Annotated in this window: 18 protein-coding genes and 3 tRNA genes; 6 read left to right on the top strand and 15 right to left on the bottom strand. The window is 67.0% G+C overall.

Features of this window, described 5'->3' with window-relative positions:
* Positions 1-45 precede the first annotated feature (45 nt).
* Positions 46-1602: an MFS transporter gene (locus ACFWZU_RS06560; RefSeq protein ID WP_439700608.1), complete on the bottom strand. Its 1557-nt coding sequence runs from the start codon at positions 1600-1602 to the stop codon at positions 46-48.
* A gap of 107 nt (positions 1603-1709) precedes the next feature.
* On the opposite strand from ACFWZU_RS06560, the gene ACFWZU_RS06555 reads away from it, so the two are divergent.
* Positions 1710-1997, top strand: a complete 288-nt coding sequence (locus ACFWZU_RS06555) for a hypothetical protein (protein WP_439700607.1) — start codon at positions 1710-1712, stop codon at positions 1995-1997.
* Positions 1998-2071: 74 nt separating this feature from the next.
* On the opposite strand, the gene ACFWZU_RS06550 is transcribed toward ACFWZU_RS06555, so the two are convergent.
* Together ACFWZU_RS06550 and ACFWZU_RS06545 are read right to left on the bottom strand one after the other, a co-directional pair.
* Positions 2072-2494, bottom strand: coding sequence for a VOC family protein (locus ACFWZU_RS06550; protein WP_439700606.1), 423 nt, complete (start codon positions 2492-2494; stop codon positions 2072-2074).
* Between the two features lie 102 nt (positions 2495-2596).
* Positions 2597-3382: an N-acetylmuramoyl-L-alanine amidase gene (locus ACFWZU_RS06545; RefSeq protein ID WP_439700605.1), complete on the bottom strand. Its 786-nt coding sequence runs from the start codon at positions 3380-3382 to the stop codon at positions 2597-2599.
* A gap of 231 nt (positions 3383-3613) precedes the next feature.
* On the opposite strand from ACFWZU_RS06545, the gene ACFWZU_RS06540 reads away from it, so the two are divergent.
* From ACFWZU_RS06540 to ACFWZU_RS06530, 3 genes are all read left to right on the top strand, one after another.
* The gene (locus tag ACFWZU_RS06540) at positions 3614-5827 is read left to right on the top strand and encodes a penicillin acylase family protein (RefSeq protein WP_439700778.1); all 2214 of its coding nucleotides are present in this window, start codon (positions 3614-3616) and stop codon (positions 5825-5827) included.
* A 149-nt stretch (positions 5828-5976) separates the two neighbouring features.
* Positions 5977-6636: a DsbA family oxidoreductase gene (locus tag ACFWZU_RS06535; RefSeq protein ID WP_439700604.1), complete on the top strand. Its 660-nt coding sequence runs from the start codon at positions 5977-5979 to the stop codon at positions 6634-6636.
* 170 nt (positions 6637-6806) lie between these two features.
* Complete coding sequence (locus ACFWZU_RS06530) at positions 6807-7613, top strand: alpha/beta hydrolase-fold protein (RefSeq protein ID WP_439700603.1); 807 nt, start codon at positions 6807-6809, stop codon at positions 7611-7613.
* Here the strand turns inward: ACFWZU_RS06530 and ACFWZU_RS06525 are convergent.
* The 3 genes from ACFWZU_RS06525 to ACFWZU_RS06515 form a co-directional block, all read right to left on the bottom strand.
* A complete protein-coding gene (locus tag ACFWZU_RS06525; RefSeq protein ID WP_439700602.1) occupies positions 7610-8314 on the bottom strand; it encodes a glutathione S-transferase N-terminal domain-containing protein in 705 nt (234 codons plus the stop codon). The two genes, ACFWZU_RS06530 and ACFWZU_RS06525, sit on opposite strands and share 4 nt — an antisense overlap.
* A gap of 247 nt (positions 8315-8561) precedes the next feature.
* Positions 8562-8759: a hypothetical protein gene (locus ACFWZU_RS06520; protein ID WP_439700601.1), complete on the bottom strand. Its 198-nt coding sequence runs from the start codon at positions 8757-8759 to the stop codon at positions 8562-8564.
* Between the two features lie 171 nt (positions 8760-8930).
* Positions 8931-9647 carry a hypothetical protein gene (locus ACFWZU_RS06515; RefSeq protein WP_439700600.1) on the bottom strand — a complete coding sequence of 239 codons (717 nt, stop codon included), beginning with the start codon at positions 9645-9647 and terminating at the stop codon, positions 8931-8933.
* A 198-nt stretch (positions 9648-9845) separates the two neighbouring features.
* On the opposite strand from ACFWZU_RS06515, the gene ACFWZU_RS06510 reads away from it, so the two are divergent.
* Positions 9846-10628, top strand: a complete 783-nt coding sequence (locus ACFWZU_RS06510; protein WP_439700599.1) for an enoyl-ACP reductase FabI — start codon at positions 9846-9848, stop codon at positions 10626-10628.
* A gap of 200 nt (positions 10629-10828) precedes the next feature.
* Here ACFWZU_RS06510 and ACFWZU_RS06505 read toward each other — a convergent pair whose 3' ends face one another.
* The 4 genes from ACFWZU_RS06505 to ACFWZU_RS06490 all read right to left on the bottom strand — a co-directional run bounded on the left by ACFWZU_RS06505 (position 10829) and on the right by ACFWZU_RS06490 (position 13268).
* Positions 10829-12736 carry a SurA N-terminal domain-containing protein gene (locus tag ACFWZU_RS06505; protein WP_439700598.1) on the bottom strand — a complete coding sequence of 636 codons (1908 nt, stop codon included), beginning with the start codon at positions 12734-12736 and terminating at the stop codon, positions 10829-10831.
* A gap of 79 nt (positions 12737-12815) precedes the next feature.
* Positions 12816-12892: transfer RNA gene (locus tag ACFWZU_RS06500), tRNA-Asp, on the bottom strand.
* A gap of 7 nt (positions 12893-12899) precedes the next feature.
* Positions 12900-12974 (bottom strand) — tRNA-Val (locus ACFWZU_RS06495).
* A gap of 21 nt (positions 12975-12995) precedes the next feature.
* A complete protein-coding gene (locus tag ACFWZU_RS06490; RefSeq protein ID WP_209623098.1) occupies positions 12996-13268 on the bottom strand; it encodes an HU family DNA-binding protein in 273 nt (90 codons plus the stop codon).
* 72 nt (positions 13269-13340) lie between these two features.
* Here ACFWZU_RS06490 and ACFWZU_RS06485 point away from each other — a divergent pair, with 72 nt between their 5' ends.
* A complete protein-coding gene (locus tag ACFWZU_RS06485; protein WP_439700597.1) occupies positions 13341-13595 on the top strand; it encodes a hypothetical protein in 255 nt (84 codons plus the stop codon).
* 3 nt (positions 13596-13598) lie between these two features.
* On the opposite strand, the gene lon is transcribed toward ACFWZU_RS06485, so the two are convergent.
* From lon to ACFWZU_RS06460, 5 genes are all read right to left on the bottom strand, one after another.
* Complete coding sequence (lon, locus tag ACFWZU_RS06480) at positions 13599-16103, bottom strand: endopeptidase La (protein WP_439700596.1); 2505 nt, start codon at positions 16101-16103, stop codon at positions 13599-13601.
* A gap of 295 nt (positions 16104-16398) precedes the next feature.
* On the bottom strand, positions 16399-17694 hold the full coding sequence (gene clpX, locus ACFWZU_RS06475; RefSeq protein WP_439700595.1) for an ATP-dependent Clp protease ATP-binding subunit ClpX: 1296 nt from the start codon (positions 17692-17694) through the stop codon (positions 16399-16401).
* Positions 17695-17812: 118 nt separating this feature from the next.
* Complete coding sequence (clpP, locus tag ACFWZU_RS06470) at positions 17813-18442, bottom strand: ATP-dependent Clp endopeptidase proteolytic subunit ClpP (protein WP_245188233.1); 630 nt, start codon at positions 18440-18442, stop codon at positions 17813-17815.
* Between the two features lie 66 nt (positions 18443-18508).
* On the bottom strand, positions 18509-19801 hold the full coding sequence (gene tig, locus ACFWZU_RS06465; protein WP_439700594.1) for a trigger factor: 1293 nt from the start codon (positions 19799-19801) through the stop codon (positions 18509-18511).
* Positions 19802-19868: 67 nt separating this feature from the next.
* Positions 19869-19954, bottom strand: a tRNA-Leu gene (locus ACFWZU_RS06460).
* Positions 19955-20037 lie beyond the last annotated feature (83 nt).

Below are 20037 nucleotides of genomic sequence, written 5' to 3'. Positions count from 1 at the left end.
CCGAACGCCCCCGCTTGCGTCAAGGCGACGTGCGCGGCGCGCGGATCAGTGGCGGGTGCGTTGCTCGGCGGCCAACACGGAGGCCACGTCACGCGCGTAGGTTCGGGTAGCCCGCAGCAGGAGCAGCAGGCCCGCAACCGCCAGCGGCGCCAGCATCACCAGGAAGGTGTACTGCAGCCCCGCCGCGCCCAGGCGGGCCGTGGCCACGCCCCCGGCCGCGGCGCCCGCCGCCTCGCTGCCGGTCTGCGCGTGGCCGGCGAAATCGCCCGCCACGTAGCCGAACAGTGGCGGTGCGATCGCCTCCAACGCAAAGCGGAAAGTCGCCCGCACGCCCTCGGCGCGGCCCCACAGCGCCGAGGGCATCACGTCCAGCCGCGCGGCGTCCACCGCCGGGTTGGCTCCGCCGATGCCGGCCGCGGCGAGAAAGAAGAAAGGTCCGGCCAGCCACAGCGTGCCCAGCAGCAGCGCCGGCAGGAAGGCCGCCGTGGCCAGCAGGTAGGCCCCTGCCGCCACCAGCACACGCCCGGTCAGGCGGCCGCGGTCGATCAGCCGGTCGCCCAGGCGCCCGGCCAGCAACACGCCGACGATCGCGCCCAGCCCGAGCAGCACCGCCAGGCTGCTGGCCATCGCCTGGCCGAGCTCGAAACGCCCGCGCATGAACACGATGGCGAAGGTGCGCAGCCCGGTGAAGTAGAAGTAACCCAGCGCCGAGGCGGTGATCAGCGTGCGGTAGGTCGGCACGGCCAGCACGTAGCGCACGGCGCGCCAGAGCGAGGCGCTCGCCGGATTCATCGTCATCAGCGCGTGGCGTGGACGCACGCCGCGCCAGCGGATCACCCGCCGCAGCGAACCGCCCTGCGCCGCACTGCCAGCCGTGTCCCGGGCGGAAGTGTCCGCGCCGGGCACGCGGCGGGCACCGATCGGGATGCGGCTTTGCCCGCCGCGCAAGGGTTCGGGCAGGCAGCGCCAGAGCACCACCGCCAGCACGAAGCCCAGCGCAGCCAGCACGAGGAACGAGGCGCGCCAGGACAGCCACGCCGCGACGTTGCCGCAGACCAGGAAGCCGAACGCCACGCCGAGCAGTTCGCCCGCCAGCACGTAGCCGAAGATGCGCCCGCGTTCCCCGGGCCGGAAGAAGTCGCCGGTCAGCGAAGCGACCGCCGGCGAGGCGGCCGACGCGACCACGCCCAGTGCCATGCGGCTGAGCAACAGCATCGGGTAGGACACTGCAAAGCCGCTTACCACCATGGTCGCCGACCAGAGCACCAGCGCGATCGCCAGCAGGCGCACGCGCCGGACGCGGTCGACCAGCGCCCCGAAGGGGAGCGTCACCACGGCGGCGACCGCGGTCGAGGCAGTCACCAGCCAGCCGACCTGGAGGTTGCCAATGTGCAGCGCCGCTTTCATCGGCGCGGCCACCGCGCCCACGGTCGCCTTGTCGGCGGCGTCCAGTGACAGTACGCAGGCGAGCAGCACGATCACTTTCAACCGCGCGCGGCCTCCGGCCAGGTCCTGAAGCGGCTGCTCGATATCGTGGCGCAACCACCGGCGCAGCCAGCCTGCCGGCGCGGCGGCGCGAGCGTCGCTGTGGGTTGGGGCCATGCCGTGGATCCTGTGGGTTGCGCGGCGGTCCGCCCCGCGCGTGCCTCACGAAACGTTCTCGGGCAAGCATCAATCGTGGCCGCCCGACCTGGCGCGAGTGCCGCCGCATGTCCTGCTACCCGGCCGATTCCGGCACCTGTGCCGCCAACGGCGCGTCAACGGCCCGACGAGGACGCGCACAGGCGCCGCGGCCGGCGCTGGCGTTGCTGGCCCTCATGATGGCGCTGGCGCCCTTCGGCGACACCGAGTACACGCCGGCAATGCCCGCGATCGCCCATGCGCTGGGCGCCGACTACGGCATGGTGCAGCTGACCGTCGTCTTCGCGGTGTATGTGATTCGCGAACGGCGGGGCCTGCGCGAGCACGTCATGCATCGCCATGGGCGTACAGGGTGACCGTGCCCCCGACCACCATGGGCCCGGTTCCCCTTTGCGGCGTTGCAGCCGGGTAGCAGTGCTGCTTCTGAAGATCAGCCCTGGGTACCCGCGACCACCATCCAGGACACGCCAAAACGGTCGGCCACCATGCCGAAGCTGGAGGCGAAGAAGCTCGGCCCGAGCGGCTGTTGCACTTGGCCGCCTGCGGACAGTGCATCGAACAGCTTGCGCGCCTGCGCGTCGTCGTCGGCCGTGATGGAGAGGGACACGCCCTTGAACTCCGGCCGGCCGGTGGCGAAGCCGTCAGACGCCATGACCAGGGTCTGGCCGATCTGCAGCGCGGCGTGCATCACCTTGTCCGCCGGCGGCGGCTGGCCGCCCGGGCAGCCGGCGTCGCCCGGCGGCGCGTCCGAGTAGTGCATCAGGGCGAGCACCTTGGCACCGAGCGCGTCGCGGTAGAACGCGACGGCCTCTTCGCAGCGGCCATCGAAAAACAGGTAAGGCTGGACTTGCATGGGCGGTTCCTCGTCGGGATGAGCGGGCTTGCACTCTTGCGACGAGCGGACGGACCGGATTTCGACATCCGCCACGGAGTCCCTCCGAGGGAGAATCGGCCGCTACCGGGTCGGGACCGGCGCAAGTTCGGGCGTTCCGGTGAGCTGGCAGGCCAGCGCGTACAGCACGCGCAGGTCCTGGGCATCCAAGGTGTCGCCGTCCAGGCCGCGGAAATGGTGATGGAAGGAGCGCACCGCGGCCGCACGGTCGTCCAGCGGGTAACCCACCAGCGCCAGCGCCATCCAGGGATCGAAGCCGGGCGGTGGATCGACCAGCGGGCCTTGCGGCCACAGCCCGTACCCGACCTCGGCCAGGCGCTGCCAGGGAAACAGCGGACCGGGATCGTCCTTGCGGCCGGGCGCGAGGTCCTCATGCCCGATGATCTGCGTGGGCGGGATGTGCAGGCGCGTGGTGAGGTCCGCCAGCAGGCGCAGCAGGCTGTCGATCTGCGCGGGCGCGAAGGGCGAGTGGCCATCGTTGTCCAGCTCGATGCCGATCGATGCCGAGTTGAGATCGGTGATCGTGCCCCAGCGCCCGGGACCGGCCTGCCAGGCGCGCTTGCTGTCGGCGACCAGCTGGTAGATGTCGCCGTCGCTGCCGACCAGGTAATGCGCGCTCACCGGGCCGCCGCTGTTGGCGGTGCGCAGGGTGTGCAGGCTCTCCTGCACCGAATGCTGGTCGGTGAAGTGGATGACGATCGCCACGGGGCGGCGCTCGTCGTAGTTGGGTGACGGCACCCAGTGCGCCATCGGGTTGCGCACCGGACCGCACGCGGCCAGCAGCAAGGCCAGCGGGAGGAGGCGGCTCGCTCGAAGCAGCGGGGCGCACAGGCAACGGAGACGGGACACGGCAGTCATCAGTCGGTAGGGCATCGTCCGAACGTGCCGCAGCGGCTTGGGTGACGTCAAGGCCGCAGCGCCGCGGCCGTGACCGCCGTCCGCGTCCGCTTCGCGCATCTCCCGTGCCTGCTATGGTTGCCGGCGACGCCCGGCGGACCCGGTTGCTCGCGGTCCCTCGGCCCCAGCCACGCAAGGGAGCCACAGATGCCTGCCACCATTTCGTCCTCACCGGTCCGCCCGATGCTGCGCCACACGCTGCGCGCTCTGCCGCTGGCGACCCTGCTTGCGTTCGGACTGGTCACGACCGCACGGGCGGACGCCGGCGAGCAGGCGCGCTGGAAGCAGGAAGCCCGGGCAGTGACCATCACCCGCGACGACTGGGGCATCGCCCACGTGCACGGCAAGACGGATGCGGATGCGGTGTTCGGCATGGTCTACGCGCAGGCCGAGGATGACTTCAACCGCGTCGAGACCAATTACCTCAATTCCCTGGGCCGGCTGGCCGAGGCCGAGGGCGAACCGGCGCTCTGGTCCGACCTGCGCCAGCAGCTCTTCATCGATCCGGTGGAGCTGAAGAAGCTCTACGCGCAAAGCCCCGGCTGGCTGAAGCAGTTGATGAACGCCTGGGCCGACGGCCTCAACTACTACCTGGCCACCCATCCGGACGTGCACCCGCGCGTGATCACCCACTACGAACCCTGGATGGCGCTGAGCTTCACCGAGGGCAGCATCGGGGGGGATATCGAGCGCGTCTCGCTCAAGCAGCTGCAGGCCTTCTACGGCAAGCCCGACGACGCGCCGGTGCCGGTGGCGATGGCCCAGGCACATCCGACCTGGGTCGAACCGACCGGATCGAACGGCATCGCGATCGCACCGAAGCTCACCGCCGACGGCCACGCGCTGCTGCTGATCAACCCGCACACCTCGTTCTTCTTCCGTTCGGAGCTGCAGATGACCTCCGACGCGGGACTCGACGCCTATGGCGCGGTGACCTGGGGCCAGTTCTTCGTCTATCAGGGCTTCAACCACCACATCGGCTGGATGCATACCTCCACCGGCGCGGACGTGGTGGACGAGTTCGCCGAAACCATCGTGCGCAAGGACGGCAAGCCGTTCTACCGCTACGGCAAGGAGCTTCGACCCGTTACCGAGCGGGAGATCACCCTCGCCTATCGCGCGAAGGACGGCTCGAAGGCCAAACGCACGTTCACCGCCTACTTCACCCACCACGGCCCGATCGTGCGCGAGGCGAATGGCAAGTGGATCGCGATGGCGCTGATGAACCGGCCCATTCCCGCGCTGGAACAAAGCTGGCTGCGCACCAGGGCGCATGACTACGCCAGCTACATGAAGGTGGCCGAGCTCAAGGCCAACTCGTCCAACAACACCTTGTTCGCGGACGACAAGGGCGAGATCGCCTATCTGCACCCGCAATTCATTCCCAGGCGTGACGACCGCTTCGACTACACCAAGCCGGTCGACGGCTCCGACCCGGCCACGGACTGGCACGGCCTCACGCCGCTGGACCAGGCGCCGCACGTGTTCAACCCGGCCAACGGCTGGGTCTACAACACCAACAACTGGCCCTACTCCGCCGCCGGCAAGGACAGCCCGAAGAAGCAAGACTTCCCCCGCTACATGGACACCTTCGGCGAGAACCCGCGCGGCCTGCACGCGATCCGCGTGCTCACGGGGAAGGACGACTTCACCCGCGCCTCGCTGATCACCGCCGCGTTCGACTCCTACCTGCCGGCGTTCGCGCGGCAGATCCCGATCCTGGTCGCGGACTACGATGCCCTTCCTGCAAGCGATCCGCTGAAGAAGAAGCTCGCCGGCCCCATCGCCATGCTGCGCCACTGGGACTACCGCTGGGGTATCGCCTCGATGCCGACCTCGCTGGCGGTGTTCTGGGGCGACACGCTGTGGGACGAAGTGAGCAAGGCGGACACTGCCGAAGGCTTGTCGATCTACGACGCCATGGCCGAAAAGGCCGGCTCGAAGGCGCGCCTGGGTGCGCTGGTCGAGGCGGTCGACCGCTTGCAGAAGGACTTCGGCCACTGGGGCGTGCCGTGGGGCGAGATCAACCGCTTCCAGCGCATCAACGGCGACCTGGTGCAGCCATTCGACGACAGCAAACCCAGCATCCCGGTGCCCTTCACCTCGTCGCGCTGGGGTTCGCTGGCCTCCTTTGGCGCGCACCGCTGGCCCGGCACAAGGCGCTACTACGGCACCAGCGGCAACAGCTTCGTCGCCGTGGTCGAGTTCGGACCGAAGGTCAGCGCGCGCGCGATCACGGCCGGCGGCGAGAGCGGGCATCCGCAATCGCCGCACTTCAACGACGAGGCCGAGCGCTACACCACCGGCAACCTGCGCGAGGTGTACTACTGGCCGGATCAGTTGAAGGGGCATACCGAGCAGGTCTACCACCCGGGCGAGGGCAAGAACGTCCTCTGACGCGGCATTTTGTAGGAGCGCACCTGTGCGCGACCGCCATGCAACGATGTGGCCCGCGGTCGCGCACGGGTGCGCTCCTACGGAACCGGCGGCGGTTGAGATGGCCATGGCGGGCTCCATGTAACTTCCACGCAACCGCTGGAACCGCCATGACCGCTCCCACCCCACTCCGCATCGACTTTGTCTCGGACGTCTCCTGTCCCTGGTGCGCCGTCGGCCTCGCATCGCTCGAGCAGGCCCTCCAGCGCCTCGGCGGCACGGTGCAGGCGGACATCCACCTGCAGCCGTTCGAACTCAACCCGCAGTTGCCGGCGGAAGGCGAAGACGCCACCGAGCACCTGATGCACAAGTACGGCATCGACACGGCGCAGGTGGAAGCCAATCGTGCGGTGATCCGCGAGCGGGCGGCAGCGGTGGGGTTCGCCTTCAACATGGGTGTCGGCAGCCGCGTGTACAACACTTTCGACGCGCATCGCCTGCTGCACTGGGCGGAACTCAAGGGCCGCCATCTCGCGCTGAAGAAGGCGCTGCTGCGCGCCTACTTCACCGACGGCGAGGACGTGGCTTCGCGCGAGGTGCTGGTGCGCCTGGCCGGCGAGGCGGGGCTGGAGGGTGAGGAAGCGCGCGATGTCCTTGAAAGCGGCGCGTATGGCGACGAGGTGCGCGCACAGGAACGGCTCTTCCAGCAGCGCGGCATCCGCTCGGTGCCGGCGACCATCGTCAACGGGACGCACCTGATTCCGGGCGGACAGCCGCCGGAGGTGTTCGAGCAGGCGTTGCGCGAGATCGCCGGATCGGTGAACGGCTGACCGGGAGCGCTTCGAGCGCGACCGCAAGGCACCGCAAGGCACCGCAAGGCAAAGATCCAACACGCCTTTGATTGCGTACAAGGCCCCGGAATGAACGTTCCGCGATTGCGCGGCGCGATCTTCATCTTCGCCGGCGCACGCTGGCGCCCGTTCGCTACCGGATCCCTGCCATGCGCCTGCGTCCGTCCGCCCTGTTCGGTCCCCTGGTCGCCCTCTTGCTGGCCGCGTGCAGCGCAGGCGGCGACATCACCCGGCCCATTCCGACGCGGCTGGTGCCCGCCACGCAGCCGCCGCACCGGCTGGTCGTCATGCTTCCCGGGCGCGGCGATGACCTCCAATCGCTGGGCCGACGCGGCATCGCTCAGACGATTCATCGGCAATGGCCGGACGCGGACGTGATCCTGACCGGCTTGACCATGCCATTCTACCGCGAAGGCCGCGCAACCGAACGGTTGCATGATGAAGTCATTGCGCCAGCGAGCGCGCGCCGCTACGACCAGATCTGGCTCGCGGGCATCTCGCTCGGAGGGCTGGGCGCGCTGATGTACGACCGGGCGTATCCGGGCGAGATCGACGGCATGCTGCTGATCTCGCCCTACCTCGGCGACAAGGCCATCTATCGCGAGATCCAGGCCGCGGGCGGGCTCGATCGCTGGCAACCGGGGCCCGTGCAGGCGTTCACCCAGGAAACCTACCAGCGCGAACTGTGGCGCTACATCCAGCGCTGGTCGGACGATCCCCGGCGGACCGTTTCGGTGTGGGTTGCCTACGGCGACAGTGAACGCTTCCGCGACCGCATCGCCCTGCTCGCCTCACAACTGCCACCGGGCCACGCCTTCGAACTGCCGGGCCACCACAACTGGACTCTATGGCAGCCGGCGGCAAAGACGTTGCTGGAACATGCCCGACCGGAGGCCGTCTCACCGGAGGCCACGGGCCGGGACACGAGCGAGCGGAAACAGCGGACCGGGAACTAGCCTCGACCGGGGATCTGCAAGCCACGCTCCACCGCCGGGCGAGCCAGCCCGCGTTCCAGCCACGCCGGCACGTTCGACAGCTCGTCGAAATGCACCAGGTCGCGCGCTTCATAAAAGCCGACCAGGTTGCGCACCCAGCCCAACGTGGCGATGTCCGCAATGCTGTAGTCCTCGCCCATCAGCCACGGCCGCTCGTCAAGGCGCGCTTCCAGCACGCCGAGCAGGCGGCGCGATTCATCCACGTAGCGCTTGAGCGGGCGCTTGTCCTCGTACTCGCGCCCGGCGAATTTGTGGAAGAAACCCACCTGCCCGAACATCGGCCCGATCGCCGCCATCTGGAAGAACAGCCACTGGATGGTTTCCCAGCGCAGCGCCGGATCGGCCGACAGGAACATGCCGGTCTTCTCGGCCAGATAGAGCAGGATCGCGCCGGACTCGAACAGCCCGATCGGCTCGCCGCCGGGCCCGTCCGGATCGATGATCGCCGGGATCTTGCCGTTGGGGTTCAGCGAGAGGAACTCCGGCGTCCTGTTCTCGTCGCGCATGATGTCGACAAGGTGTGGCTCATAGGCCAGCCCGGTCTCCTCCAGCATGATCGACACCTTCACGCCGTTGGGCGTGTTGAGCGAATAGAGCTGGATGCGGTCCGGATGCCGTGCCGGCCAGCGCGCGGTGATCGGAAAGGCGGACAGATCGGGCACGGCGGTTGCTCCTTGGAACCAATCGGGAAACATGGGGATTGCCAGGGTCGAGTGCAACGGCTCCGGGCGAGCGCCCACCCTCCCGGGCAGTGCTCGAAGGGCCATCAACGCGATTCCGCGCAAGTTCCACCGCACCGCTCATGGGCGCCCCATCGGTCGCTGGTACGCGACGCCCAGCGCCGGCGCGCCCTGGGCGAACACCTCGAGGGCTCGCCCCCCCAGCGCTGGCGCAAACGCGGAGGCGGTTTCAAGGCGAAGCGGCGGGGTCGAGTTGGTCTTGTTGAATGGCCACGACCGGATCGCTCCGATCGTTGGCGCCAAGCGTCCAACCGGGCGGGTCGCTGGCGGGGAAACTCTGTTCCAGCTGGTCGTCGATCCTGCGTTCGGCGGCCTTGCGCATGCCCGCGCTATTGGCGGGAGGCGGGCGGGAAACGGGCTTGCTCATGGATGCCTCCTTACGGGGCGTGCGCACGCCACACGACGGACGCCTGGGGCTCGAGCGACCTGGGGTGGATGCCTCGACGGTCCGATCCTGCGCGCGGCGCCCGGGGCCTGCATTGATGCAGGTCAGCGCCTCCGTCCGGGACGCAAAGCCTGGCTCCAGGCGCCCCCGCGCTCAGCGCACGCCGACGCGGGTCCTCGGTTCGGCGGGCGCCTCGACGGAAGCGTCGACGTTCTCCTGCACCAACGCCACCGCGCGTGCCTGGCGGCGCAGGCTTTCCCACCGGATCCAGCCAGCCGCCAGCGCCATGCCGCCGAAGGTGAGCGGCCCACCAGGCCAGGAGTGCGACTTGAACACGTTGATGCCGAAACTGGCGGTGGCGAGCAACAGCACCGGCAGCCAGCCATGCCCCGCCCGCTTCAGCGAGATCGCGCCCGCCACCGCGCCAAAGGACAACGACAGGCGCCCGATCAGGCCCATCAGCGGCGCGTCGGTGAAGCCCTGGCCGCCAAGCACCGGGTCGAACCACAAGGCATCGATCATGTCGCGCCAGGACTCCGGGCTTCCGGAGGCGAGCGCACCTTTTACCAGCAGGCCGATCACCAGACCCGCTGCCGTGTCGAAGGTGGTGAAAGCCACGGCGAACACGAACATGCCGGCCTTGCACAGCCACGCGGCCCAGTCGGTCCGGTCGCGCACCAGCATGGCCATCGACAGCGCGGAGAGCGGGAACAGGGGAATCTGCGCGTAATGCACGAACATCCACCGTCCCACGTCCAGGTCGAACAGGTCGTGCGGGTGCGGGTGGAAGATTTCGACGACCGCCAGCACCAGCGGCGCGGCGACGACCATCGCGATGGCGAACCAGGGCTTCACGGCAAACGCGCTCATGCGCTTGCCCTGCCAGGCGTGCTGGACGGTGGGGACATGGAGCCAACCTACCCCGCGTCTGGTCTACGCGATGTAGCGGCGCTCGACCACGGTCGCGTCCGGTCAGCTTCCGTACTGGCGAGGGGCCCATAGGCTCGCAGCGCTGCTAAAATCACCCGGCTGCGCCACCCGGCGCGCCATCAACTTCCTGGAGGACGCATGGGATTCCTGCACGGCAAGCGTGCCCTGATCGTCGGCATCGCCAGCCAGCGCTCGATCGCCTGGGGCATTGCCAACGCGATGCATCGCGAGGGCGCACAACTGGCCTTCACCTATCAGAACGAGCGGCTGAAGGACCGCGTCGACGAGGCGGCCAACGCGTTCGGCTCCAACATCGTGCTGCCCTGCGACGTGGCGCAGGACAACCAGATCGACCAGATGTACGCGGAACTCGGCAAGCACTGGGACGGCTTCGACATCCTGGTGCATTCGGTCGGTTTCGCACCGCGCGAGGCCTTGCAGGGGCAGTACCTGGACAACCTCACGCGCGAGAACTTCACCATCGCGCACGACATTTCCAGTTACAGCCTGGCCGCGCTGGCCAAGGCTGCGCGCCCGATGATGGCCGGCCGCGGCGGCGCCATTCTCACGCTGACCTATCTGGGCGCCGAGCGTGCGCTCAACAACTACAACGTGATGGGCCTGGCCAAGGCCAGCCTGGAAGCGAACGTTCGCTACCTGGCCTTCAACCTCGGCCCGGAAGGCACCCGCGTCAACGCCATCTCGGCCGGCCCGATCAAGACCCTGGCTGCCGCGGGCATCTCCAACTTCCGCAAGATGCTCGACCACGTGGATGAGAACGCCCCGCTGCGGCGCAGCGTGACCATCGACGAGGTCGGCAACGTCGGTGCGTTCCTGTGCTCGGACCTGGCCTCGGGCGTGACCGGCGAGATCACCTACGTGGACGCGGGCTACAACATCCTGGGCATGACCGGCATCTGAGCCGGAGGCCACCGCGAACCAAAAAGGCGGCCTTCGGGCCGCCTTTTTTTATCCCTCACCGGGCAACCCGGCTCGAGCACGGCACGCCGGCGAATGGAAGCGTTGCCATGCCTGTGACCGGGCAACCGCTCTTCCGGGAGGCCGCAAACAAGGAGGCGACCCGAAGGTCGCCTCCTTTGCTTGCAACTGGCGCCCAGCGCCTACATCCGGTCTTTGGCGATCTTGATTTCGGTCTTCGCCTTCAGCGCGTCGATGAAGCCCTCGGTGGCCACGTTGCCATACGCTGCCAGCATGCTCTGGCGCAGCACCTTGCGCTGCTCGGGCGTCACCTTGGACAGGTCGCCGTCCTGCACCTTGTCCACGGCCAGCAACGCGTAGGCGCCCTCGGGCAAGGCCACGGCCGCGAACTGCGGCTTGCCGTCCTTCGGGTGCGGCAGCAGGAACGCCTCGTCACGCAGCTGCTCGGGCAGCCCCTGCTGCACGCGCAACGCCTCCGGCACGCTCTCGACGGCGGCGCCGGCCGAGGCGGCCACGACGTCCATCGCCTCGCCCTTCTGCAGGCGCGCGAGCAGGCCTTCGGCACGCTGCTTGGCTGCCGCGGCGATGCGCTCGTCCAGGATGTCCTTCTCGATCGCGTCGCGCACTTCCGCCAGCGGCTTGACCGCGGCGGGAACGTGCTTGTCGACGTGGATCACGACGGAGTGGTCGTTGCCCAGGTCGATCAGGCCGGAGTTGTTGCCCTGCACCAGCACGTCGTCGGAGAACGCCGCCTTGGCTACCTTGGGGTCGGCGGCGATGCCGCTCTTGTCGCCTTCGCGCGTGAACAGGCCCGTGCTCTTGATTGGCAGGTCCAGCGCCTGCGCGGCAGGCTCCAGCGAGGTCGGGTTCTGGTAGGTCTTGTCGGCCAGCTTGCCGGCCACTTCGTTGTACTTGCGCTCGCGTTCGGCGGCGACGGCTTCCTGCTCGAGCTGGCTGCGTACTTCCTCGAACGGCTTGGCCTGGCCGCTGCGGACATCGCGCAGCCAGATGATGTGATAGCCCTCGTCCGACAGCACCGGCTTGGAGATCTGGCCCTTCTGCAGCGAGAACAGCGCCTCGTCGAACGCCTTGTTGGTTACGCCCTGCTCCAGCCAGCCGAGGTCGCCGCCCTGGCGCTTCGAACCCAGGTCGGCCGAATCCTTCTCTGCCAGCTTGGCGAAGTTGGCGGGCGTCGCCTCGGCGGCGATTTGCTGCGCCTTGGCCAGCGCGGCTTTCTGCTGCTCGGGCGTGGCGTTCTTGGGTACGTCGACCAGGATGTGCGAGACCAGGCGCTGCTCCGGCTGCACGAAGCGCTGCTTCTCGTCTGCGTAGCGCTTGCGCAGGTCGTCCTCGGTCGGCGGGTTGTCCACCTTGAGGTCGGCCGCGTTGACTTCGACGTAGCGGATGGCAACCTGCTCGGGCGCCATGAACTCGGCCTGGTGCTGCTTGTAGTAGGCCTGGACCTGCGCATCGGTGACCTTGCTGTCAGTGAGCGCCGGCCGCGGCAGCATCGCGTAGCGCAGGTCGCGGCGTTGCAGGCGCAGCTTCAGGAAGCGGTCGACCTCGTCCTCGGTAATGATGGTGCTCGCGGTGAGCGCATCGGGAATCAGGCTGATCGCCATCGACGATCGCACTTCGTCCTCGAACGTCGCGGGGGTCTTGCGCTGGGCGGCAAGCACGGCCTGGTAGGTGGCCGCGTCGAACTGGCCATTCACCTGGAAAGACGGGATCGCGGCAATGGCGTCGCGCACCGCGGCATCGGAAACGCGCAGGCCCAGGTCGTCATTGGCCTTGAGCAGCAACTGCTGGTCCACCATGGCGTCCAGCACGCGCTCCTTCATCTCCGGCTGCTCGTACACGCTCGGATCGAACTGGTCGCCCATCTGCGCGCTGGCCTGCTGGCGCAGCTGGTTCATGCGGTTCTGGAAATCCTGCTGGCTGATCTCCTGCTTGCCGACCTTGGCCACGAAGGTCTCGGTGCGCGAAGTGAAATAGCCCTCGATGCCGAAGAAGGACATGGCAAACACCGCCACGCCCAGCACGACGATGGACGGCCAGCCGTGCATCTTGTCTCTCAACGACTGCAGCATATGGATTCCCGCGATTCGAAGCTTTGCAAGCGGCAAAGCATAAACGACAAGGGCGCCACGCGGGCGCCCTTGGAATTACTGGCGGAGTGGACGGGACTCGAACCCGCGACCTCCGGCGTGACAGGCCAGCATTCTAACCGACTGAACTACCACTCCGCGATTCTGGTGGGTGCTGTAGGGATCGAACCTACGACCCTCGCCTTGTAAGGGCGACGCTCTACCGCTGAGCTAAGCACCCGAAACCGAGCGAACTAGCCGCTCAGTTTAGGGCATCCTTCAGAGTCTTGCCAGCCTTGAACGCCGGCACCTTGGAAGCCTTGATCTTGATCGTCTCGTTGGTGCGCGGGTTGCGACCGGTACGAGCGGCGCGCTTGCGCACGGTGAACGTACCGAAGCCGACGACCGACACGTCGTCGCCCTTCTTCAGCGCCTTCTGCACGGTCTCGAAGAACGCTTCGAGGGCGCGGCCGGCGTCGGCCTTGGTCAGCTCGGCCTTTTCGGCGACGGCATTGATCAGATCGGTTTTATTCATTGAGACACTCCCTTAAACGGTTTGCTGCCCGCGTGATCGGTCTGGGACGAGAAAACGCCGCCATGGAATGGCATGACCGGCATCCCCCGCAACCCCGCATCGCTACGCCAAATGCACGGCGCTTTGACTGCGGTGCCGCCTTTATACCAGTGCCTCGCGGCGGTCCGCAATACAAGCAATACCAACGGTTCCCGGGGTTCGGCACCGACCGTAACCACTTGCAAACGGCGACCGGAACGGCTACCGCGCACCGTGCTGCGAAAGGCCCTGCGTGAAGGCAAAAAAAAGGCCGCCCGGGAGCGGGCGACCTTGGAGAAAAAACGTTGAAGATCAGTGTGCGCGAGTACGGTTCTCAGCCGTTTCCTCGGTCGCCGGCTCGACCGGCGCGAGCTCCTCGCCGGCACTTTCGACCGCCGGTTTGGCCGGACGCAGCGGATGCTCCAGCGCGATATCGAGCACTTCGTCGATCCAGCGCACGGCATGGATGTCCAGCGAAGAGGTGACGTTGGCCGGGATGTCGGCCAAGTCCTTCTTGTTCTCTTCGGGGATGATCACGGTGGTGATGCCTCCACGATGCGCCGCGAGCAGCTTCTCCTTGAGCCCGCCGATCGGCAGCACGCGGCCGCGCAGGGTGATCTCACCGGTCATCGCCACTTCCGAACGCACCGGCACTTTCGTCAGCACCGAAACCAGCGCGGTGCACATGGCGATGCCTGCGCTGGGGCCGTCCTTCGGCGTGGCGCCCTCGGGCACATGGATGTGCACGTCCAGGTTCTGGTAGAAGTCCGGGTCGATGCCGAGCTGGTCCGCGCGTGCGCGCACCACCGACATCGCGGCCTGGATCGATTCCTTCATCACGTCGCCAAGCTGGCCGGTGTGCACCAGCCGACCCTTGCCCTGCACCACCGAGGCCTCGATGCTGAGCAGGTCGCCGCCGACCGACGTCCAGGCCAGGCCGGTCACCAGGCCGACCTCGTTCTCCTGCTCCGCACGACCGAAGTCGAAGCGGCGCACGCCCAGGTAATGCTCGATGTTCTCCGGGGTGACGGTGACCTGCGTCGCGCCTGGCTTCTTTTTCGTCTTGGTCGCAGCCTTCGTCGCGGGCTTGGCTTTCGCCTGCTTGACCTGTCCCAGCGTAAGCTCCTTGACCACCTTGCGGCAGATCTTGGCGATCTCGCGCTCGAGGTTGCGCACGCCCGACTCGCGCGTGTAGTAGCGAACGATGTCCCGCACGGCTTCGGGATCGATGCTCAGTTCTTCCAGCTTCAGGCCGTTGGCCTTCAGTTGCTTGGGCAGCAGGTAGCGCTGGGCGATCGCCAGCTTCTCATCCTCGGTGTAGCCGGGGACGCGGATGACTTCCATGCGATCCAGCAGCGGCCCGGGGATGTTGAGCGAGTTGGCGGTGGCGATCCACATCACCTCGGAGAGATCCAGGTCGACCTCCAGGTAATGATCGTTGAAGGCATGGTTCTGCTCCGGATCAAGCACCTCGAGCAGCGCCGACGACGGATCACCGCGGAAATCCATCGACATCTTGTCGATCTCGTCGAGCACGAACAGCGGATTGCGCGTGCCGACCTTGTTGAGGTTCTGCACGATCCGACCCGGCATCGAGCCGATGTAGGTGCGCCGGTGTCCGCGGATCTCCGCTTCGTCGCGCACGCCGCCCAGGCTCATGCGGACGAACTTGCGGTTGGTCGCCTTGGCGATCGACTGGCCGAGCGAGGTCTTGCCCACGCCGGGCGGACCGACCAGGCACAGGATCGGGCCCTTCATGGTGTTCACGCGCTGCTGCACGGCGAGGTATTCGAGGATGCGGTCCTTGACCTTCTCCAGGCCGAAGTGGTCCGCATCGAGCACTTCCTGAGCGACGGCGAGATCCTTGCGGACCTTGGTCTTCTTTTTCCACGGCACGCCGGTGAGCCAGTCGAGGTAGTTGCGCACCACCGTGGCTTCGGCCGACATCGGCGACATCTGCTTGAGCTTGGACAACTCCTGCTTGGCCTTGGCCAGCACCGGCTTGGGCATGCCGGCGTCCTCGATCTTCCGCTGCAGTTCCTCGAGCTCGTTGACGCCTTCCTCGCCCTCGCCCAGCTCCTTCTGGATCGCCTTCATCTGCTCGTTGAGGTAGTACTCGCGCTGGCTCTTCTCCATCTGCGACTTGACGCGGCCGCGGATGCGCTTTTCGACCTGCTGCAAGTCCATCTCGCCATCGACCAGGCCTATCAGCAGCTCCAGGCGCTGGCCGACATCGGCCGTCTCCAGCACTTTCTGCTTCTCGGCCATACGCACGGTCAGGTGGGCGGCGATCGAATCGGCCAGGCGCGAGGGATCGTCGATGCCCGACAAGGTGGCGAGCACTTCCGGCGGCAGCTTGCGGCTCTGCTTGACCAGTTGCTCGAACAGCGACACCAGCGTGCGCGAGATGACGTCGAGCTCGCGCTCCTTGGCGCTGTAGACCGGCTCGATGACGCGCGAGCGGGCCATCAGCATGCCGTTCTCGTTGCGGTATTCCTCGATGGACACGCGCGACTGCCCCTCGACCAGCACCTTGACGGTTCCGTCGGGCAGCTTGAGCAACTGCAGCACGCCGGCCAGGGTGCCTACTTCGTGCAGATCTCCGGCGACCGGGTCGTCGATGTCGGGGCTCTTCTGCGCCACCAGCAGGATCTGTCGCTCGCCTTCCATCGCATGCTCGAGCGCGCGCATCGACTTGTCGCGTCCGACGAAAAGCGGGATGACCATGTGGGGGTAGACCACCACGTCGCGCAGCGGCAGCACCGGGAGTGCGTCGAGCGTGGCGCCGGTAGCGGTAACGGAGGCGTGTTTTGCCATCGAAAAAGTCCCCGAGGATTTGTAAGGTTTGCCCCGACACTGCGCCGAGGCCTCCGACAGGTCAAGTGGAGTCGACCCGTGCCGCCATCAAGTCAATGCGACCAGGCCGGGCGGCTGAAACGGTGGCTTGCAGATTCCAGGCCAAGGCTACGCAGCCCGCGCCAGGCCGGGTGAGAACCACGACGCAACGCGGCTTGCATGGCCCAGGCGAAGCAGGCGCCTGTGTGCCTGTCCGCCAAAAAACAAACGGCCCCGGCAATGGCCGGGGCCGCTGTTTTTTGACGCCTTGTGTCGGTCAGGCGGCGTCGCCACCCTCACCCGCCACGCGTTGCTGTTGCAGGTTGCCGCGGTAGATAAGGTAGGGCTCGGCCTGGCCTTCGATCACCGCGTCATCGACCACCACCTTGCTGACGTGTTCCAGCGAGGGCAGTTCGTACATGGTGTCCAGCAGCACCTGCTCCAGGATGGTCCGCAGGCCGCGGGCGCCGGTCTTGCGCTTGAGCGCCTTCTTGGCGATCGCCTGCAGGGCTTCCGGGCGGAACTCCAGCTCCACGCCCTCCATCTCGAACAGGCGGCGGAACTGCTTGGTCACCGCGTTCTTCGGCTCGGTGAGGATCTTCACCAGCGCCGGCTCGTCCAGCTCGTCCAGCGTCGCCACGACCGGCAGGCGGCCGACGAACTCCGGGATCAGGCCGAACTTGACCAGATCCGACGGTTCCACCTCGGCCAGGACCTTGCCCAGGTTCTCGGTGCGCTCCTTGGAGCGGACCTCGGCCGAGAAACCGATGCCGGTGGTCTCCGAGCGCTGCTGGATCACCTTCTCCAGGCCCGCGAACGCACCGCCGCAGATGAAGAGGATGTTCTTGGTGTCAACCTGCAGGAATTCCTGCTGCGGATGCTTGCGCCCACCCTGCGGCGGTACCGAGGCCAGCGTGCCCTCGATCAGCTTGAGGAGCGCCTGCTGCACGCCTTCGCCCGAAACGTCGCGGGTGATCGAGGGGTTCTCGCTCTTACGCGAGATCTTGTCGATCTCGTCGATATAGACGATGCCCGACTGCGCCTTGTCGACGTCGTAGTCGCACTTCTGCAGCAGCTTCTGGATGATGTTCTCGACGTCCTCGCCCACATAGCCCGCTTCGGTCAGCGTGGTGGCGTCGGCGATGGTGAACGGCACGTTGAGCAGGCGCGCAAGCGTTTCGGCCAGCAGCGTCTTGCCCGAGCCGGTCGGACCGATCAGGAGGATGTTGGACTTGCCGAGCTCGACCTCGTCGCTCTTCTGGCGCGATTCCATGCGCTTGTAGTGGTTGTACACGGCCACCGCCAGCGCCTTTTTGGCGCGGGTCTGGCCGACCACGTACTGGTCGAGGGTGTCCATGATCTCGCGGGGTTTGGGCAGGTGGCTACGCCCGGAGGCGGCCTTCTCCTCCAGCTCCTCGCGGATGATGTCGTTGCAGAGCTCTACGCACTCGTCGCAGATGAACACGGATGGACCCGCGATCAGCTTGCGCACTTCATGCTGGCTCTTGCCGCAGAAGGAGCAGTAGAGAATCTTGCCGCTGTCGTTGGAACGGCCCTGCCGCTCGTCGCTCATATCAGGTCCTGCTGTGTTTCGGTTGCAGCGCCAGAATAGCACAGGGCTCCGCGCCTGCTTGCGCGTGCGCGGAGCATGCTTCCTGGCGATCTATCGGCCAGAATCAGGCGGGCTGAAGTCAGGCCGACTTGACCGTTTCGACACCGCGGCGGTCGAGCACCTGGTCGATCAGGCCGTAATCGCGGGCCTCGATCGGGTTCATGAAGCGGTCGCGCTCCATGTCCCGCTCGATCTTCTCCAGCGGTTGGCCGGTGTGATCGACGTAGAGCTGGTTCAGGCGCTGGCGGATATAGAGGATCTCGCGCGCCTGGATCTCGATGTCGGTTGCCTGGCCCTGGGCGCCACCGGAGGGCTGGTGGATCATGATGCGCGAGTTCGGGAGCGAGAAGCGCTTGCCCTTCGCACCCGCCATCAGGAGCAGCGAACCTGCGCTGCACGCCTGGCCGATGCACATGGTGCTGACATCAGGCTTGATGAACTGCATCGTGTCGTAGATCGCCAGGCCCGCGGTCACCGCGCCGCCCGGGCTGTTGATATACAGGTGGATGTCCTTGTCCGGATTCTCCGACTCCAGGAACAGCATCTGCGCGATCAGCACGTTGGCGACCTGGTCGTTGACCTCGCCGACCAGGAAGATCACCCGCTCCTTCAGCAGGCGCGAGTAGATGTCATAGGAACGCTCGCCGCGAGCGGTCTGCTCGACGACGATCGGCACCAGGTTGAGGTTCTGGATCGGGGCCATGGCCATGCGTGCTTGTTCTCCGGATGAGGCCCGCGCTCAGGCGGGCCTGATGATGGTGCCTGGCAGTGTCGCTCAGGCGCCGGCCGGGCGCATCACCTCGTCGAAGCCCAGGTGCTTGTCGGTGGTCTTGGCGTGCTCGGCCACCCACTCGGCCACCTGGTCTTCCATCACGCGGTTCTGCAGCCCAGACATCAATTGGGGGTCGGCGTTGTAGAGTTCAACGACCTTCTCCGGCTCCTCGTAGGTGGAGGCGATCGCGGCCAGCTGTTCGGCCACCCGCTTGCGGTCGATCTTCAACTCCTGCTTGCGGGCGATCTCGCCCATCAGGAGACCGGCGATCACGCGCTTGCGCGCCATCGGCCTGGCTGCCTCGACCAGCTGCGGCGGCGGCTGCTGTCCGCGCGGCACGCTGCCGGCGGTCAGGTTGCGCGCCTCGGACTGCACCATCAAGTTCGGCACCTCCAGTTCGCCGTGGGCGTCGGCCAGCTTTTCGGCGACCTCGGCCTTGAGCCGGCCCATCAGGGTGGCCTTGAGCTCGCGCTCGAGGTTGGCGCGGACTTCCTTGCGGAAGGTGTCCAGGTTGCCGTCGGCAATACCGAAAAGCTTGGCGAACTCTTCGTTCACTTCCGGCAGTTGGGGTGCCTGGACCTTGATGATCTTGAAGCTGACCTGGGCGGTCTTGCCGGCGAGCTGCGCGTTGCCGAAGTCCTCCGGGAAGGCTATTTCGGTCTCGAACTCGTCGCCCGCCGAACGGCCGGTCAGGGCCTCGTCCAGCGCCTTGAACAGCGTGCCCGAACCCAGCACGCTGCCTGCGCGCTCCAGACCCTCGGCCGGGAAGCGGTAGTCGCCCGCGGTGGCGGCGTACTCGAACATCACGAAGTCGCCCTCGGCCGAGGCGCGCGCGACCTCGTCGAAGCTGCGGCGCTGCAGGCGCAGGGTTTCGATCATTTTCTCGATGTCCGCGTCGGTCACCTCGGCGACCGGGCGGTTGATCTCGAGCGCGGTGACGTCGACTTCCGGGAATTCCGGCATCACCTCGAACGTGGCGGTATAGGCGATCTCGCCATTTTCCGGCTTGCCGGTGGTATCGATCGACGGATTGGCGACCGGGCGCAGGTTCTCCTTCTCGAAGGCCTCGCGCAGGGTGCTGCCGATCAGGTCGGACAGAACCTCGCCGCGCACCTGCGAGCCGAAGCGCTGCTGGATCACGGTCGCCGGCACCTTGCCCGGGCGGAAGCCCTTCAGGCGCACCGTGCGACCCATCTCGGCGATGCGCGCGCTGACCTGCGACTCCAACTGGTCCGCCGGGAACCGCACCGTGAGCTTGCGCTCGAGCTTGCCGACGTTCTCAACCGAAAACTGCATGACGACTCCTGGTGACTCTCGTGATGGGCCGGCGTGCGGGCCGGCCTTGCAGAAACTGATAAGGGAATGGTGCGAAAGGAGGGACTCGAACCCTCACGGGGGTTACCCGCCAGAACCTAAATCTGGTGCGTCTACCAGTTCCGCCACTTTCGCATCGTGCCCGCAGACCGAAGCGGCGGATTCCGAACGGAAATCGGCCCAAGCGCCCCGCCCCGCTAAGTCGATGATTCCCTTGC

The organism is Frateuria sp. GZRR33, from assembly GCF_051900425.1.
Lineage (GTDB): Bacteria > Pseudomonadota > Gammaproteobacteria > Xanthomonadales > Rhodanobacteraceae > Frateuria_A.
The sequence above is the reverse complement of the archived record's forward strand: the minus strand, read 5'-3'. Positions and strand labels throughout refer to the sequence as shown.

Excerpts from the sequence above, each read along its gene's own strand:
- ACFWZU_RS06560 (WP_439700608.1), bottom strand. The coding sequence starts at position 1,602 with ATGGCCCCAACCCACAGCGACGCTCGCGCCGCCGCGCCGGCAGGCTGG.
- ACFWZU_RS06555 (WP_439700607.1), top strand. The coding sequence starts at position 1,710 with ATGTCCTGCTACCCGGCCGATTCCGGCACCTGTGCCGCCAACGGCGCG.
- ACFWZU_RS06550 (WP_439700606.1), bottom strand. The coding sequence starts at position 2,494 with ATGCAAGTCCAGCCTTACCTGTTTTTCGATGGCCGCTGCGAAGAGGCC.
- ACFWZU_RS06540 (WP_439700778.1), top strand. The coding sequence starts at position 3,614 with ATGCTGCGCCACACGCTGCGCGCTCTGCCGCTGGCGACCCTGCTTGCG.
- ACFWZU_RS06535 (WP_439700604.1), top strand. The coding sequence starts at position 5,977 with ATGACCGCTCCCACCCCACTCCGCATCGACTTTGTCTCGGACGTCTCC.
- ACFWZU_RS06530 (WP_439700603.1), top strand. The coding sequence starts at position 6,807 with ATGCGCCTGCGTCCGTCCGCCCTGTTCGGTCCCCTGGTCGCCCTCTTG.
- ACFWZU_RS06520 (WP_439700601.1), bottom strand. The coding sequence starts at position 8,759 with ATGAGCAAGCCCGTTTCCCGCCCGCCTCCCGCCAATAGCGCGGGCATG.
- ACFWZU_RS06515 (WP_439700600.1), bottom strand. The coding sequence starts at position 9,647 with ATGAGCGCGTTTGCCGTGAAGCCCTGGTTCGCCATCGCGATGGTCGTC.
- ACFWZU_RS06510 (WP_439700599.1), top strand. The coding sequence starts at position 9,846 with ATGGGATTCCTGCACGGCAAGCGTGCCCTGATCGTCGGCATCGCCAGC.
- ACFWZU_RS06505 (WP_439700598.1), bottom strand. The coding sequence starts at position 12,736 with ATGCTGCAGTCGTTGAGAGACAAGATGCACGGCTGGCCGTCCATCGTC.
- ACFWZU_RS06490 (WP_209623098.1), bottom strand. The coding sequence starts at position 13,268 with ATGAATAAAACCGATCTGATCAATGCCGTCGCCGAAAAGGCCGAGCTG.
- ACFWZU_RS06485 (WP_439700597.1), top strand. The coding sequence starts at position 13,341 with ATGACCGGCATCCCCCGCAACCCCGCATCGCTACGCCAAATGCACGGC.
- lon (WP_439700596.1), bottom strand. The coding sequence starts at position 16,103 with ATGGCAAAACACGCCTCCGTTACCGCTACCGGCGCCACGCTCGACGCA.
- clpX (WP_439700595.1), bottom strand. The coding sequence starts at position 17,694 with ATGAGCGACGAGCGGCAGGGCCGTTCCAACGACAGCGGCAAGATTCTC.
- clpP (WP_245188233.1), bottom strand. The coding sequence starts at position 18,442 with ATGGCCATGGCCCCGATCCAGAACCTCAACCTGGTGCCGATCGTCGTC.
- tig (WP_439700594.1), bottom strand. The coding sequence starts at position 19,801 with ATGCAGTTTTCGGTTGAGAACGTCGGCAAGCTCGAGCGCAAGCTCACG.